This is a genomic window from Mesorhizobium sp. M0659, from assembly GCF_040320605.1.
GTDB lineage: Bacteria > Pseudomonadota > Alphaproteobacteria > Rhizobiales > Rhizobiaceae > Mesorhizobium.
This window is the reverse complement of sequence record NZ_JAMYPY010000008.1, coordinates 54,124-68,221: the sequence shown is the minus strand read 5'-3', so window position 1 is coordinate 68,221 and position 14,098 is coordinate 54,124. Positions and strand designations below refer to the sequence as shown.

13 protein-coding genes and 1 tRNA gene are annotated in these 14,098 nt (G+C 63.3%); 6 read left to right on the top strand and 8 right to left on the bottom strand.

Features of this window, described 5'->3' with window-relative positions:
• Positions 1-10: 10 nt before the first annotated feature.
• The 3 genes from NKI31_RS15050 to sucD all read left to right on the top strand — a co-directional run bounded on the left by NKI31_RS15050 (position 11) and on the right by sucD (position 3,216).
• Complete coding sequence (locus tag NKI31_RS15050) at positions 11-985, top strand: HpcH/HpaI aldolase/citrate lyase family protein (protein WP_352651956.1); 975 nt, start codon at positions 11-13, stop codon at positions 983-985.
• Between the two features lie 18 nt (positions 986-1,003).
• The gene (locus NKI31_RS15045; RefSeq protein ID WP_352651954.1) at positions 1,004-2,188 is read left to right on the top strand and encodes a malate--CoA ligase subunit beta; all 1,185 of its coding nucleotides are present in this window, start codon (positions 1,004-1,006) and stop codon (positions 2,186-2,188) included.
• A 128-nt stretch (positions 2,189-2,316) separates the two neighbouring features.
• Positions 2,317-3,216: a succinate--CoA ligase subunit alpha gene (gene sucD / locus NKI31_RS15040; protein ID WP_352519644.1), complete on the top strand. Its 900-nt coding sequence runs from the start codon at positions 2,317-2,319 to the stop codon at positions 3,214-3,216.
• 42 nt (positions 3,217-3,258) lie between these two features.
• Here sucD and NKI31_RS15035 read toward each other — a convergent pair whose 3' ends face one another.
• A complete protein-coding gene (locus tag NKI31_RS15035; RefSeq protein WP_352519643.1) occupies positions 3,259-4,191 on the bottom strand; it encodes a TauD/TfdA dioxygenase family protein in 933 nt (310 codons plus the stop codon).
• A gap of 398 nt (positions 4,192-4,589) precedes the next feature.
• Between NKI31_RS15035 and NKI31_RS15030 the strand changes: the two genes are divergently transcribed.
• Complete coding sequence (locus NKI31_RS15030; RefSeq protein WP_023685214.1) at positions 4,590-5,669, top strand: sensor histidine kinase; 1,080 nt, start codon at positions 4,590-4,592, stop codon at positions 5,667-5,669.
• A 235-nt stretch (positions 5,670-5,904) separates the two neighbouring features.
• Positions 5,905-6,138, top strand: coding sequence for a GcrA family cell cycle regulator (locus NKI31_RS15025; protein ID WP_352519642.1), 234 nt, complete (start codon positions 5,905-5,907; stop codon positions 6,136-6,138).
• A gap of 200 nt (positions 6,139-6,338) precedes the next feature.
• On the opposite strand, the gene NKI31_RS15020 is transcribed toward NKI31_RS15025, so the two are convergent.
• Positions 6,339-6,423 (bottom strand) — tRNA-Leu (locus NKI31_RS15020).
• A gap of 337 nt (positions 6,424-6,760) precedes the next feature.
• Between NKI31_RS15020 and lipB the strand changes: the two genes are divergently transcribed.
• Positions 6,761-7,504, top strand: a complete 744-nt coding sequence (gene lipB / locus NKI31_RS15015) for a lipoyl(octanoyl) transferase LipB (RefSeq protein ID WP_023685213.1) — start codon at positions 6,761-6,763, stop codon at positions 7,502-7,504.
• Positions 7,505-7,523: 19 nt separating this feature from the next.
• Here lipB and NKI31_RS15010 read toward each other — a convergent pair whose 3' ends face one another.
• From NKI31_RS15010 to mce, 6 genes are all read right to left on the bottom strand, one after another.
• Positions 7,524-8,774 (bottom strand): peptidase M50, encoded by a 1,251-nt coding sequence (locus tag NKI31_RS15010; protein ID WP_023700369.1) that lies wholly within the window; start codon positions 8,772-8,774, stop codon positions 7,524-7,526.
• Positions 8,775-9,234: 460 nt separating this feature from the next.
• Positions 9,235-9,918 (bottom strand): ABC transporter ATP-binding protein, encoded by a 684-nt coding sequence (locus NKI31_RS15005; protein WP_023685211.1) that lies wholly within the window; start codon positions 9,916-9,918, stop codon positions 9,235-9,237.
• A complete protein-coding gene (locus NKI31_RS15000; protein ID WP_027050260.1) occupies positions 9,915-11,153 on the bottom strand; it encodes a lipoprotein-releasing ABC transporter permease subunit in 1,239 nt (412 codons plus the stop codon). The genes NKI31_RS15005 and NKI31_RS15000 overlap by 4 nt, the downstream gene beginning before the upstream one ends.
• 104 nt (positions 11,154-11,257) lie before the next feature.
• Positions 11,258-12,586 carry a proline--tRNA ligase gene (proS, locus tag NKI31_RS14995; RefSeq protein WP_023751639.1) on the bottom strand — a complete coding sequence of 443 codons (1,329 nt, stop codon included), beginning with the start codon at positions 12,584-12,586 and terminating at the stop codon, positions 11,258-11,260.
• Between the two features lie 729 nt (positions 12,587-13,315).
• Positions 13,316-13,600, bottom strand: coding sequence for a DUF1467 family protein (locus NKI31_RS14990; protein ID WP_023670803.1), 285 nt, complete (start codon positions 13,598-13,600; stop codon positions 13,316-13,318).
• The gene (gene mce / locus NKI31_RS14985; RefSeq protein ID WP_023670804.1) at positions 13,597-14,001 is read right to left on the bottom strand and encodes a methylmalonyl-CoA epimerase; all 405 of its coding nucleotides are present in this window, start codon (positions 13,999-14,001) and stop codon (positions 13,597-13,599) included. The genes NKI31_RS14990 and mce overlap by 4 nt, the downstream gene beginning before the upstream one ends.
• Positions 14,002-14,098: the final 97 nt, after the last annotated feature.

Sequence of the window (14,098 nt, the reverse complement as noted above, 5' to 3'; positions counted from 1 at the left end):
GGAGCCGACAATGAGCCACACCATCAACCACCTGAAGAAACTCCGCCTGCAGCGCAGCGAGCTGGCGGTTCCCGGCTCCAGCCCGGAAATGATCGACAAGGCGGCGAACAGCGCCGCCGACTTCATCTTCCTCGACATCGAGGACGCCGTTGCCCCACCCGACAAGGAGCGCGCCCGCAAGAACATCATCCAGGCGCTCAACGACATCGACTGGCGCGCCAAGGGCAAGACCGTCTCGGTGCGCATCAACGGCCTCGACACGCACTACATGTACCGCGACGTGGTCGACGTGATGGAACAGGCCGGCGACCGGCTGGACACCATCCTGGTGCCGAAGGTCGGCGTGCCGGCTGACCTCTACATGGTCGAGGCCATGGTCAACCAGATTGAGATGGCAAAGGGCTTCAGGACCCGCGTCGGCCTCGAAGCGCTGATCGAGACCGCGCTCGGCATGGCCAATGTCGAGGCGATTGCCGCGACACCCGGCCGGCTCGAAGCCATGCATTTCGGCGTCGCCGACTATGCCGCAAGCTGCAAGGCGCGCACGGTCAACATTGGCGGCCTCAACCCCGACTATCCCGGTGATCAGTGGCATTTCGCTCTGTCGCGGATGACCGTCGCCTGCCGGGCCTATGGCCTGCGCGCGATTGACGGGCCTTTCGGCGACTTCTCCGATCCGGAGGGCTACGTCGCCGGCGCCAGACGCGCGGCGGCGCTGGGTATCGAAGGCAAATGGGCAATCCATCCCTCGCAGATCGCGCTCGCCAACGACGTCTTCTCTCCACCGGAAAAAGAGGTCACCCGCGCCCGGCGCATCCTCGAAGTGCTGAAGGAGGCGGAGGCGCAGGGCAAGGGCGCGGCCGCCCTCGACGGCAAGATGATCGACGCCGCGTCGGAACGCATGGCGCGCAATGTTCTGGTGGTCAACGAGGCAATCGAACGCGCCGGTCAATTCTCTAGTGAGCCGCGCGTCGCCACGCATTGACCGTTCAGGGAGGACAAAATGGACATCCACGAATATCAGGCCAAGGAACTGCTGGCACGCCACGGCGTGCATGTGCCGCGCGGCGGGCTGGCCTACAGCCCCGAGCAGGCAACCTACAGGGCGCGCGAGATCGGCGGCAGCAAATGGGTGCTGAAGGCGCAGGTGCATTCCGGCGCCCGAGGCAAGGCCGGTGGCATCAAGCTCTGCGCCAATGACGAGGAAATCTCCAACGCGGCCGAGGGCATGCTCGGCCGCAAGCTGGTGACCCAGCAGACCGGCCCGCGCGGCAAGCTGATTTCGCGCCTCTATCTCGAGGAAGCCGTCGATATCGCGCAGGAGCTCTATGTCGGCTTCGTTCTCGACCGCAAGGAAGAGCGCGTCATGATCGTGGCCTCGGCCGCCGGCGGCATGGAGATCGAGGACATCGTCGAGAAGGCACCGAACTCCATCCTGCGCACATCGGTCGATCCCGGCGTCGGCATGCAGCGTTTCCAGGCGCGCGAGATCGCCTTCGGGCTCGGCCTCGACCACAATCTGATCGGCAAGGCCACCGAAACCATCTTCGCCTGCTATCAGGTGTTCCGCGACTACGACGCCTCGATGCTGGAGATCAATCCGCTGGTGGTGACCCGCGACGGCAATCTGATCGCGCTCGACGCCAAAATGTCGTTCGACGAGAACGCGTTGTTCCGCCGGCCGGAAATCTCCGAGCTGCGCGACAAAAGCCAGGAAGATCCGCGCGAAACTTTTGCCAGCGACCGTGGCCTCTCCTATGTCGGCCTCGACGGCAACATCGGCTGCATCATCAATGGCGCAGGGCTCGCCATGGCGACCATGGACATGATCAAGATCGCCGGCGGCGAACCGGCCAACTTCCTCGACATCGGTGGCGGCGCCTCGCCGGAGCGGGTGGCGAAATCCTTCCGCGCCGTGCTCGGCGACAAGAATGTCGAGACCATCCTGGTCAACATCTTTGCCGGCATCAACCGCTGCGACTGGGTCGCCGAAGGCGTCATCAAGGCGATACGCGAGGTCGGCGTCAACGTGCCGCTGGTGGTCCGTCTCTCCGGCACCAGGGCCGAGGAGGGTCGCCGCATCCTGGCCGATTCCGGCGAGGCGGTGATCGTTGCCGACACGCTGGCCGAAGCCGCCGAAAAAGCCGTCGCCGCCTGGCGCGCGGCCACCAAGAAAAAAGCAGCCTAGAGCCGGATGATTTCAGGTCGAATCGACCTGAAATCTGAATCCGTCTCTAAAATCAAACAGATGGAGCATGATGTCGTCCGAAAACCGCTTCACACTTTTCGGCATCATGCTCTAGGGAGGTCGAGAAAATGGCAATCCTGCTCAACCGCAGCACCCGCGTTATCGTCCAGGGGTTCACCGGCAAGATCGGCAGCTTCCATGCCGAGGACATGAAACGCTATGGCACCAAGCTGGTCGGCGGCGTCACCCCCGGCAAAGGCGGCCAGAAGCATCTCGGCCTGCCCGTCTTCAACACGGTCAAGGGCGCGGTGCGCGAGACCCGCGCCGAGGCCAGCATCGTCTTCGTGCCGCCGCCCTTTGCCGCCGATTCGATCATGGAAGCGGCGGATGCCGGCATTAAACTCTGCGTCTGCATCACCGACGGCATCCCCTCGCAGGACATGATGCAGGTCAAGCGCTACATGCTGCGCTATCGCTACGAAGACCGCATGCGGCTGATCGGGCCGAACTGCGCGGGCGTCATCACACCCGGACAGGCGCTGATGGGCATCATGCCCGGCAGCATCTATCTGCCTGGCCGCGTCGGCATTGTCGGCCGCTCGGGAACCCTGGGCTACGAGGCGGCGTCGCAGATGAAGTCGCTCGGCATCGGCGTCTCGACCAGCGTCGGCATCGGCGGCGACCCGATCAACGGCTCCTCCTTCAAGGACGTGCTGAAACTGTTCGAACAGGATGACGACACCGACGCCGTGGTGATGATCGGCGAGATCGGCGGGCCGCAGGAAGCCGAAGCGGCCATCTGGGCGCGCGACAATATGAGAAAGCCGCTGATCGCCTACATCGCCGGCCTCTCCGCCCCCAAAGGCCGCCGCATGGGGCACGCCGGCGCCATCATCTCGGCCTTCGGCGAGTCGGCGCAGGAAAAGGTCGAAATCCTGAAGGAAGCCGGGGTAGTCATCGTGCCGACGCCGTCGTCGTTTGGCGAGGTGGTGGCGGATACGCTTGCGTGGATGAAGAAGGCGGCGTGACAGCAGCCCCCGAGTCCGACTGCGCCTCAGGCAGCCCGAACCTCAGGCAGCCTTGTCGGTCGCGGGCTTCGCGACCTTGGTGCGGGTGGCGCTGCGGCGGCCGTCGACGCTGACCGGAACGTCGCCGTCGACCGTGGCGCGACGCACCACCCGGTGCTGGTCGCCATAGTCGTTGACGGCGTAGTGTTGCGTCGCGCGGTTGTCCCAGATCGCCACATCGCCGGCTTTCCAGCGCCAGCGCACGGTGTTCTCCGGCGCGGTGACATAGGACTGGAACACCTCGTAGAGCTTCGCCGAATCGCTTTTGGAAAGGCCGATCAGCCGTTGCACGAAATTGCCGAGCAGCAGCGTGCGCTCGCCTGTTTCGGGATGGACGCGGACGACGGGATGCTCGGTCTCGTAGATCGTCGAGGTGAAGATTTCCTCGAAGTGCTTCTTTTCCGCGGCGCTCGCACGCGGCCGCACCGCGGCGTAATCGTAGGCGTTGCTGTGCACCGCCCAGAGATTGTCGGCGAGCAGTTTCAACGGCTCGGGCAGGTCCTGATAGGCGGCCGCGGTGTTCGACCAGATGGTGTCGCCGCCGGCCGGCGGTATGACGACGCCGCGAAGAACCGAGAATTTCGGATAGGCGTCGACGAAGGTGACATCGGTATGCCATTGGTCGGCGCGACCGCCGCCACGGCTGGAATCGAGTTCGAGAATGGACGCCGTTCCCTTGACGGGACCTTGGGTCGGATGCGGGACGAGGTCGCCGAGACGCTGGGCAAAGCGCTCCTGCCCGGCATCGTCGAGATGCGCCTGGTCGCGGAAGAACACCACCTTGTGCCGCAACAGGATCTGGTTGATCGCCGCGACCGTCTGCTGCGGCAGGTCGCCGGAGAGCCGAATGTTCCTGATCTCTGCGCCGACGCGTCCGGTAAGCGGGACAATATCGGCATCCGGGATGATCTGCTCTACGGGGGTAAGTCTGGTCATGGGAACCTCTTCCTCTAAAGCCGCGGGGCTGCTGGCAATGCTCCGCCGTCTGCCGGCCGCATAGCGATCGGCGGAGCAACTCCCTCATCGGGAGCCGACTTGCTTGGTAACGAGAGCACTGATCTCAACTCAGGAGGCGAGGCCGCCAACGCTGGCGAGCAGTACCGAGATGCCATTCAAAGCGTAATTCTACAAATTCCATAGACATTTCTTTTCAAAGTTCGGCGGCCCTGAGAAAAATGCCTTCTGTCCAATTCGTTCGTGAGCGGCAGGCGGTGGAGCCCTGCGCGACGCGGCCCGCACCCGTAGTGACGCTGTCGTATCCCTTCGATATTGGAGATGGCGGGTGAATTGCATGCCTGATATTGATGGCTTCCACGCATCACGCAGGCGCCGAGATGACAGACTCCGATAAGGCTGACGCTGTCGAGCAATTGCTCGATACGCCTGACCTCGCCACCGCGCTGGAAAGCGACCAGTTCAAGAAATTTCTCGACCAGATGCCGATCGCGATCGCCGTCTCGGAATTGATCGCGAAGGAGCGTGTCGTCTACGCCAATCCCGAATTCGAGAAGCTCTCGGACCTCAAGGCGCCGAAGCTTGCGCGGGAAAACTGGGCGGCCCTTTCCGGCAGGGGGCTTCATCGGCAGAAGGACAGGCCGCTCGCCGAGGCTGTCGTTGAAGACACCGATTTCGTCGGCACATTTCGCCTCGAGCGCGGCGAGGACAAGCCGGCAATCGTCGACGTTTATTCCAACGTTATCGAGGACGACAACGGCAAGCTCTGCTTCCGGCTGGTGGCGCTTGTCGACGTCACGGCACACGGTGAGACCGAGGACGCGCGACCCGCGGAGGAGCTCATCCGGGAGAAGGACACCCTGTTGCGCGAACTGCAGCACCGGGTGAAAAACAATCTGCAGATGATCACCGCTTTGATCCGGATGGAAACCCGCAACGCCACCGAACCGGACCAGAAGCGTTTCGAAAGGCTTGCCGGCCGGGTAGACGCATTGGCAATCCTCTACCAGACATTGTCGGCTGACCAGCAGAAGGATGAGGTGGATCTTGGCGTGTATCTTAGCCAGATCGCGTCCGCTGTCATGGCGTCGCACGCAGTCGAAGGTATCCGCCTCGACCTTAAGGTGGATACCTATCCGGTATCCATCAACGTTGCCATGCCGACAGGCCTGGTCGTCAATGAGTTGCTGACCAACGCTCTCAAACATGCATTCGTCGGGCGCGATGGCGGCACGATCACGCTGCACAGCGTCGTCAGCGGCGATGGTTGCCGGGTGACTGTCGCCGATGATGGGATCGGTCTGCCGACGGGTGAGACCTGGCCCAGGCCAGGCAAGCTCGGCTCCCTGATCGCGCGGTCGCTGACCGAAAATGCCAAGGCGCAATTCGACGTCAAGTCGAGTGCCGGCGAGGGAACCAGGGTCACCATCGTCTTCAAGCGATCGGCGGCGACGGACTGAGGCTATGCGACGGCGCGCCGGCAAATCCCGGCCGGACAGGTGCTTCGGGCGCTCGCGGGTGTGGCCTTAAGTCGCAAACGATTTGGCTGCAGAAGCGGGGCGCCGGGCTTCTTTGACGGTGCGATCAGCACCATATGTGGTCCACAGCCCTCCAAAACGAGAGAAGCTCGCTCCGGCGGGTCGCACCGCGGCCGTCAGCCGGCAATGGCTATGAACCAGGAAACTGAAAACCATCATGCGTGAAAATATCAGACCAGCGTCTAGAGACGTCCCCCTCATTCAGCTAGGCCTCAACCAGTGCCGCTTCCCGGTGAGCGAAGACCGCTCGGTACCCGGTGGCTACCGTTTTTGTGCCGGGCCGACGTCGCCGGATCGCGTCTACTGCGATCACCACCACACCGTCGTGACGGCCGTTGACCCTCGTCGAGCCCGTCCGGGTCTCCATTTCACGCAACGACGCGCCGCTTAGGTCACCCACATCTCCTGCCCCGCCACCGGCAAAGCCGGGGACTCGGGTGCAGGAGGCTGGCCGGTGCGAGCCAAGCGGCGTTCGCGTGCGGCTCTGCGACCTCCTGTTGCAACTCTGCTGCGGCCGGTTCAAGCGCCAAAGGCGATGATCTGGCGTCGACGGCCTGAGAAGTCGCAATGATTTCAATGGCCGAAAAATTATGGTGCGGTCGAGAAGACTCGAACTTCCACGGGTTGCCCCACAGCGACCTCAACGCTGCGCGTCTACCAATTCCGCCACGACCGCCCGTGGTAGGAGCCGGAACGAACCGGCTCGCGGCGTGTAGCAAATCGTTTCCGGCGAAACAAGGGCGCGGCGCGCAATAATCGCCGCGAATTGGCATATCGGCCTCTACAGCGCCGCGCGTCCTGTGAGACGCGCAACGACGCTGCAGCACTTTGATTTGGCGCATGATCCTTTCCGAAGATCGTTCCTATCTTCGGGGTCGTGCGCGAAGGCCGAAATGCGTGGCGAACTGGACGTTTCAGCCGGATACCGCCATATGAAGGGCAAATGCATTTGGCCCCAGAGCGCAAGGCGGTTTCGCCAAGCCGGCGTGCATCACGCGAAAAACGAAAAAGCCATGACCGAACGCAGCCAGATCGCCACGTCGTTCCTGCCCTTGCCGGGTTCGGCGCCGGTCGAATGGCGCATCGAGCCCGGCCTGACCGGCTACACCGATGCGCTGGCCCTGATGGAAGCGCGCGCCGAGGCGATCCGCGCGGGTGCAGCCGCCGAGATGGTCTGGCTGGTCGAGCATCCGCCGCTTTACACCGCCGGCACCAGCGCCCGCATCGAGGACCTAATCGACCCCGACCGTTTCCCGGTCTTTGCCGCCGGACGCGGCGGCGAATACACCTATCACGGGCCGGGGCAGCGGGTTGCCTATGTCATGCTTGACCTGAAGCGCCGGCGTGAGGATGTGCGCGCCTTCGTCGCCGCGCTCGAGCAGTGGATCATCGGCACGCTTGCCGCCTTCAATGTACGCGGCGAACGCCGCGAGGACCGCGTCGGCGTCTGGGTGGTGCGGCCCGAGCGCCCGTCCCTGCCCGACGGCTCGCCGGCTGAAGACAAGATCGCGGCCATCGGCATCCGGCTGCGGCGCTGGGTGAGCTTTCATGGCATCGCCGTCAATGTCGAGCCGGATCTCAGCCATTTCAGCGGCATCGTGCCATGCGGCGTGCCGGATCACGGTGTCACCAGCCTCGTCGACCTCGGCCTGCCCGTGACCATGGGCGATTTCGACCTGGCGCTGAAATCCGCCTTCGAGGATGTTTTCGGGGCAGCGGAGTCAACTTCTGCAGAACCGGCTCGCAAGGCCGGCTGAGTCTCGCCTCGACCAACGCTCAAAGCAACCGCGCCGAGGCCCACAACAGCCCGAAACCGTGAATGGCGAAGACGGCCAGCAGCGCGCCGGCCATGGCGAAACGGTCGAAGATGCGGATCGGCTTCAATTCGTGGCGCGGTTTTACCCCGCTACCCACTGTCATCAGGCTGAGGATGGCAAAGACGGCGCCCGCCACCAGCAGAAAGCTTTGGGAAAAGCCGGCCAGCCAGCCAAGCCATAGCAAGGCCGAGAGCAGGGAAAACGAGGCGAGCGCCAGGGCGACCGGCCCCGGGCAGATCTGGCGCAGCACCTGACCGCCGTCGAATTTCCACACCGGCACCAGATTGGCGATGTTGAACAGCGCGGCAAAGCCGGCAAGCGTCGCCAGAAGGGCCGCGGCGAGCCGATGTCCCTCGCCGGATGCGAGCCCGCTGGCGACGATCAGCAGCGGTACCAGGAACGCGGAAAAACCAGCGCCCATCAGCGCCACGAAGGCGACCTCGAAGCGGCTGTCATAAGGCCGGCCGCCAATGGCGATGCCGCCGAGCAGCGGGATAAAGATCATCCGCGCCTTGCGATGACCGGTTAGCCGAAAGGCCGCCATGTGGCCGAGCTCATGCAGGGCAACCACCGAGGTCAGGATCGCGGCCAGCGCCAGGCCGCCGAGATTGAGCCCGAAGAACGGCCAAAGGATGAAAGCCGACAGAACGGCGAACCCGACCTGGCTCAGCGGATGCTCGAACCAGCCGCCCTTGCGATACTGTCCGGTCCTCGCCCAGATCTCCAGCTTGCCGAGCTCGCGGCGCATGGCGAAGTAGCGGAACACCAGGAAGGCGACGCCGCGATAGCGATCGGTCTGACTGAGCGTCACCCGCGTGCCGGCACCTTCCGAGGTGAGTTCGGTGGTCTCATAAAAATCCTTCCAGAACGACGCGTCGAGCGCGGTGTCCTCGATGACCCGCATCGAAAAACGACTGCCTTCGACGACGTCCTCGAAGCGCGACCTTCGCTCGATCGGCTGGCCGTCCCGGCCCTCCCAGGACAGCAGGATGCGGGCCGTGCCCTGCCCGTCCAGCGGCTGGGCCGAGAGTATCTCGCCGGACCAGCCGGCATCGCTGCCGAGCGGCCACAGCGCCTGCCAGAGGCGCTGCCGGTCCACCGCAACCACGCGGCTCAGCCGCACCGTGCGCAAACCGAGCGGCGCGGTCATCAGAAGGAAAATCAGTCCGAGATTACCGGCCACGAGAAGGGCCGTCACGATCGGCGACACCTGAGGTTTTTGCTCCCTGTCTTGGCGGGGCAGCCTAGCGTCATGGCGGCAAGAAAGGCTTAACGGCACAGCGCCTTCCTGCCCGCCTAAAACAGTGCGGCGAACCGCAGTTGCATCACATGGCGCCGATCCAGACAGCCATGGAAACCAGAAACGCACTCATGCACACCAACGAAACGACGTCCTGAACAAGATCGCTCATAACTCTCTCCTGTTGTTGATATGTTCGTATTTTGTTCTAACTTTGTTCGAAAGTCAATGAGCGGAAAGCGGCATGCCGACGAATCCTGACAGCCGGTTTGGGCAGGGTTAAGGAAAGGTTGACGGGGTGACGGCAGTGCTGACGCAGGGCGCATCGCATGCCTTTGCGATCGGGACACGCACCAATCACTTCGTGATCCTAGGGCGGAGCAAGGAGCGCAGCGACGCGGCGCAGACCCTAGGATGAGGAAGTTGGGGCCTACAACGGAACGACCTTGCCATCCGCCAACGTCACCCGGCGGTCCATGCGCGAGGCGAGTTCGTGATTGTGGGTCGCGATCAGCGCGGCAAGGCCGGACTGCTTGACCAGCGCGCCAAGCGCCTCGAACACATAGGACGCGGTGACCGGGTCGAGATTGCCGGTCGGCTCGTCGGCGAGCAGCAGCAATGGCGCGTTGGCGACCGCGCGAGCAATGGCGACGCGCTGCTGTTCGCCGCCGGACAGCTCCGACGGACGGTGCGACGCGCGCTTGCCAATCTGCATATAGTCGAGCAGCTGTGCTGCGCGCTCCGACGCCTCCTTGCGCGAAAGCCCCTTGATCAGCTGCGGCATCATGATGTTTTCCAGTGCCGAAAACTCCGGCAGCAGATGATGGAACTGATAGACGAAGCCGACATCGTTGCGGCGGATTGCCGTGCGTTCGTCGTCGGAGAGCCGTCCGCAGGCGCGGCCGGCCAGAATGACGTCACCGGCATCGGGGCGCTCGAGCAGGCCCGCCGTGTGCAGCAGCGTCGACTTGCCGGTGCCCGACGGCGCCACCAGCGCCACCATCTCGCCGCGCTTCAGCGAAAAGTCGGCGCCGTTCAAAATGGTGAGCTTGCGCGGCCCCTGGACATAGTGCCGCTCGACGCTCTTCAGCTCGATAATGATCTCGGACTTCATTCGTATCTCAAGGCCTCGACCGGATCGAGCCGTGCGGCGCGCCATGCCGGAAACACCGTTGCTAGGAAGGACAGGCCGAGCGCCATCAGGATGACATAGGTGGTCTCGCGCGGGTCCATCTTTGCCGGCAGCTGGCTGAGGAAATAGAGCTCCGGGTTGAACAGCACCTTGCCGGTCATCCAGGAGAAGAACTGGCGGATGGATTCGATGTTGGTGCAGATGAGCACCCCGAGCAGCACGCCGGCCAGCGTGCCGGTGACGCCGATCGCAGCACCCGTCATCAGGAAGATGCGCAGGATGGCGCCGCGCGAGGCGCCCATTGTGCGCAGGATGGCGATATCGTGGCCCTTGTCCTTCACCAGCATGATCAGGCCGGAGATGATGTTGAGCGCCGCCACCAGCACGATCAGCGTCAGGATCATGAACATGACGTTGCGCTCGACCTGCAGTGCTGAAAAGAACGTCTCGTTGCGCTGGCGCCAGTCGACCATGTCGATCGGCCGTTGCGCCGCCGCATCCACCAGCGGTTTCAGCGCGTCGACATTATCGGGGTTGTCGACATAGATCTCGATCGTCTGCGCCCTGCCGTCCATGTTGAAATAGAGCTGCGCTTCGGAAAACGGCATGTAGACGATGGAGCTGTCATATTCCGACATGCCGACCTCGAAGATCGCCGCCACCTTGTAGCCCTTCAGCCGCGGCGTCGTGCCCATCGGCGTCACATCGCCGTCCGGCGAGATCAGCGTGATGGTGTCGCCGAGCACAAGGCCGAGATTCTCGGCCATGCGCTTGCCGATGGCGACGCCATCGCCGGAGTCGAAGCCGTCAAGCGTGCCTTGCTTGACGTTTTGGGCGACGATGGCGATCTTGCCGAGGTCTTCGGCCCTGATACCGCGCACCAGCGCGCCCATGCCGCCGCCGACATTGCCTTGCGCCAGGACCTGGCCGTCGATCAGCGGTATCGCGTATTTGACGCCGGCCACGCCGTTGATGCGGGCTGCGACCTGCGCATAGTCCTCAAGCGGCGAATCCAGCGGCTGCACGATCAAATGGCCGTTGACGCCGAGGATGCGGGTCAGAAGTTCGGCTCGAAACCCGTTCATGACAGCCATGACGACGATCAGCGTGGCGACGCCTAGCATGATGCCGAGGAAGGAGATCGAGGCGATGACCGAGATCACCGTCTCCTTGCGGCGCGACCGCAAATAACGCCAGGCGACCATGCGTTCGAACATGGAGAACGGGCCGGCGACCGGAGACTTGGTGACCGGAGACTTGGCGACCGGAGACTTGCCAACCGGAGACTGGGCTACCGAAGACTTCGCTGCCGCGGCTTCGCTCATGCGGTTGCACCGAAGCGTTTCCTGGCCTCCGCGACCGGCAGCGTCTCGCGCTCGCCGGTCCGACGGTTCTTGATCTCGATCTCGCCGGCGGCCACGCCGCGCGGCCCGACGATCACCTGCCAGGGCAGGCCGATCAGGTCGGCGGTGGCGAACTTGCCGCCCGGCCGCTGGTCGGTGTCGTCGTAAAGCACATCCTTGCCGGCGCCGGTGAAGGCGGCGTAGAGCTCGCCGCAAACGCGGTCGCACTCGGCGTCGCCGGCCTTCATGTTGATCAGGCCGATGTCGAACGGCGTCACCGCTTCCGGCCAGATGATGCCGTTGCCGTCATGGCTGGCCTCGATGATCGCCGCCACCAGCCGCGACGGACCGATACCGTAGGAGCCGCCGGAAACGAAATGATCCTTGCCGTCGGGCCCGGTCACCTTGGCGCCCATGGGCTTGGAATATTTGTCGCCGAAATGGAAGATGTGGCCGACCTCGATGCCGCGTGCCGAGACCCGGTCGGCCTCGCTAAGCTTGTCCCAGGCCGCCTCGTCATGCATCTCGTCGGTGGCGGCGTAAGGCGTCGTCCACGTTTTGACGATGTCGGCGATCTCGCCGTCATTGCCGAAGTCGGTTTTCTCGCCGGGCACCTGGAGCGACAGATATTCGCGGTCGCAATAGACCTGGCTCTCGCCGGTGTCGGCCAGGATGATGAATTCATGGCTGAGATCGCCGCCGATCGGCCCGGTGTCGGCCCGCATCGGAATGGCCTGCAGCCCCATGCGCGTGAACGTTCGGAGATAGGATACGAACATGCGGTTATAGGCGGCCTTCGCGCCCTCGAAATCGAGGTCGAAGGAATAGGCATCCTTCATCAGGAACTCGCGCGAGCGCATGACGCCGAAGCGCGGCCGCACCTCGTCGCGGAACTTCCACTGGATGTGGTAGAGGTTGAGCGGCAAATCCTTGTACGACTTGACGTAGGCGCGCACGATCTCGGTGACCACTTCCTCATTGGTCGGACCGTAGAGCATGTCGCGGTCCTGCCGGTCCTTGATGCGCAGCATCTCCTTGCCATAGTCGTCATAGCGGCCGCTTTCGCGCCACAGATCGGCCGACTGGATGGTCGGCATCAGGATTTCCAGAGCGCCGGCGCGGTTCTGCTCCTCGCGGATGATGCGGCAGACCTTGTCGAGCACCAGCTTGCCTAGCGGCAGCCAGGAAAAGCTGCCCTGCCCCTGCTGGCGGATCATGCCGGCACGCAGCATCAGCCGGTGCGAGACGATCTCGGCCTCGCGCGGATTTTCTTTCAGGATGGGCAGGAAAAACTGCGACAAACGCATGGACAGGTCCGTGAGAGAGGAGGCTGCGCCGGAATCGGCGCGGCTGGCTTGCTTGCCCCGGCTTCATAGCTATTTCGTGACGGAATGGAAACCCGAGCGGCCGCATCGGTCCGAAATCGCAAAAATCGATTCTTCTTCCAAAGACCTTCGCACGGAAAACGATAATGCTTCTGGTGCAAAGTGATCGCCTGACTGCAAAGTCCTCACACGCGCTTTGGGCGTCCGGGCGACGCGGCACACCTGGCCCCATTAATGCGGCAGCCCCGGCGTTGTTCGTTTCGCAAGCAAAGCCTGCCGCACTATTGTGCACTGCAGCACAGATTGCCCGATTGCGGGCAAAATTCTGCGTGACAATTTCATCAGGGTTAGGCTAGTGTGCCCTGATAACCGAGAGGGTGGAGAAAAATCTGCTCTCCTACGCGGTCAAAGTCTTGGGAGGATGCGATCTAGGCGCGGTTACCCGCTGCCGCCGGAAACCGGAAAACAGATCGGAACGCGTTTAAATTGCAAGGCCTTGTGCCTTGCATTTTTTTTGCCCGATCATCTGGTTAGATCAACCTGTTCCCAAATCACGTGAGCTTGCGTCAGCCTGACACCAAGGCGTGATTCTAATGCGGGTGGGCCATGCCTGGCCGCCTATTGCGCATCGCAGGCTGGCGAGACAAAATCTGAGTTTGGCGCTCCGAAACAGACACAAACATCCCAGCCGATCTGCCGGCGGGAAAGTGGTTAGTTAGCCGGTGCCTGGCTGGCTTCGGGGATGATGTGCGGGACTTCGTCGAGGCTGTAGCCCAGCCCGTGCGTCAGGCTATAGAAAACCCCCATGACGACAGCCGTGACGATGGTGGTGCGGATCACGGCGCGCAGCATATGCGGCCCGCGCGGCGCACTCGCAACCGTGCCCAGCGTCACGTCCTGGTCGTCATCCTGCGTCTTGACGCTGAACGGCAGCACGATGAACAGCATCAGCCACCAGGTGATGAAGAACAGCGCGGCAAACGAAATCCAGCTCATGCCTGCTCCAGTTCGACCAGCGTGCCGAAGAAATCCTTGGGATGCAGGAACAGCACCGGCTTGCCGTGGGCGCCGGTTTTGGGATTGCCGTCGCCCAGCACGCGGGCGCCGCTCGCTTTGAGGTGATCGCGCGCGGCAAGGATGTCGTCGACCTCGTAGCAGACATGATGCATGCCACCCGAGGGGTTCTTGTCCAGAAAGGCCGCGATCGGCGACCCCTCGCCCAGCGGCTCCAGGAGTTCGATCTTGGTGTTGCCGACATCGACGAACACCACGGTAACGCCATGCTCGGGCAGCGCTTGCGGCGCGGTGACCTTCGCGCCAAGCGTATCGCGATAGGCCGCAATCGCCGCGGCCAGGTCCGGCACGGCAAGCGCGACATGGTTCAGGCGTCCGAGCATGAAGTGCTCCACAAGTTAAGAGAGTAGGGAATGGGCAGTAGGCAGTAGTGATACATCTGCATTTTTCTCCACCGCCTACCGCCTACTGCCTATTCCC

Coding starts and splice junctions, on each gene's coding strand:
- NKI31_RS15005 (WP_023685211.1), bottom strand. CDS start 9,918: ATGAAGTCCGAGATCATTATCGAGCTGAAGAGCGTCGAGCGGCACTAT.
- sucD (WP_352519644.1), top strand. CDS start 2,317: ATGGCAATCCTGCTCAACCGCAGCACCCGCGTTATCGTCCAGGGGTTC.
- NKI31_RS15050 (WP_352651956.1), top strand. CDS start 11: ATGAGCCACACCATCAACCACCTGAAGAAACTCCGCCTGCAGCGCAGC.
- NKI31_RS15030 (WP_023685214.1), top strand. CDS start 4,590: ATGACAGACTCCGATAAGGCTGACGCTGTCGAGCAATTGCTCGATACG.
- NKI31_RS15045 (WP_352651954.1), top strand. CDS start 1,004: ATGGACATCCACGAATATCAGGCCAAGGAACTGCTGGCACGCCACGGC.
- NKI31_RS14990 (WP_023670803.1), bottom strand. CDS start 13,600: ATGAGCTGGATTTCGTTTGCCGCGCTGTTCTTCATCACCTGGTGGCTG.
- NKI31_RS15025 (WP_352519642.1), top strand. CDS start 5,905: ATGCGTGAAAATATCAGACCAGCGTCTAGAGACGTCCCCCTCATTCAG.
- mce (WP_023670804.1), bottom strand. CDS start 14,001: ATGCTCGGACGCCTGAACCATGTCGCGCTTGCCGTGCCGGACCTGGCC.
- lipB (WP_023685213.1), top strand. CDS start 6,761: ATGACCGAACGCAGCCAGATCGCCACGTCGTTCCTGCCCTTGCCGGGT.
- NKI31_RS15035 (WP_352519643.1), bottom strand. CDS start 4,191: ATGACCAGACTTACCCCCGTAGAGCAGATCATCCCGGATGCCGATATT.
- NKI31_RS15000 (WP_027050260.1), bottom strand. CDS start 11,153: ATGTTCGAACGCATGGTCGCCTGGCGTTATTTGCGGTCGCGCCGCAAG.
- proS (WP_023751639.1), bottom strand. CDS start 12,586: ATGCGTTTGTCGCAGTTTTTCCTGCCCATCCTGAAAGAAAATCCGCGC.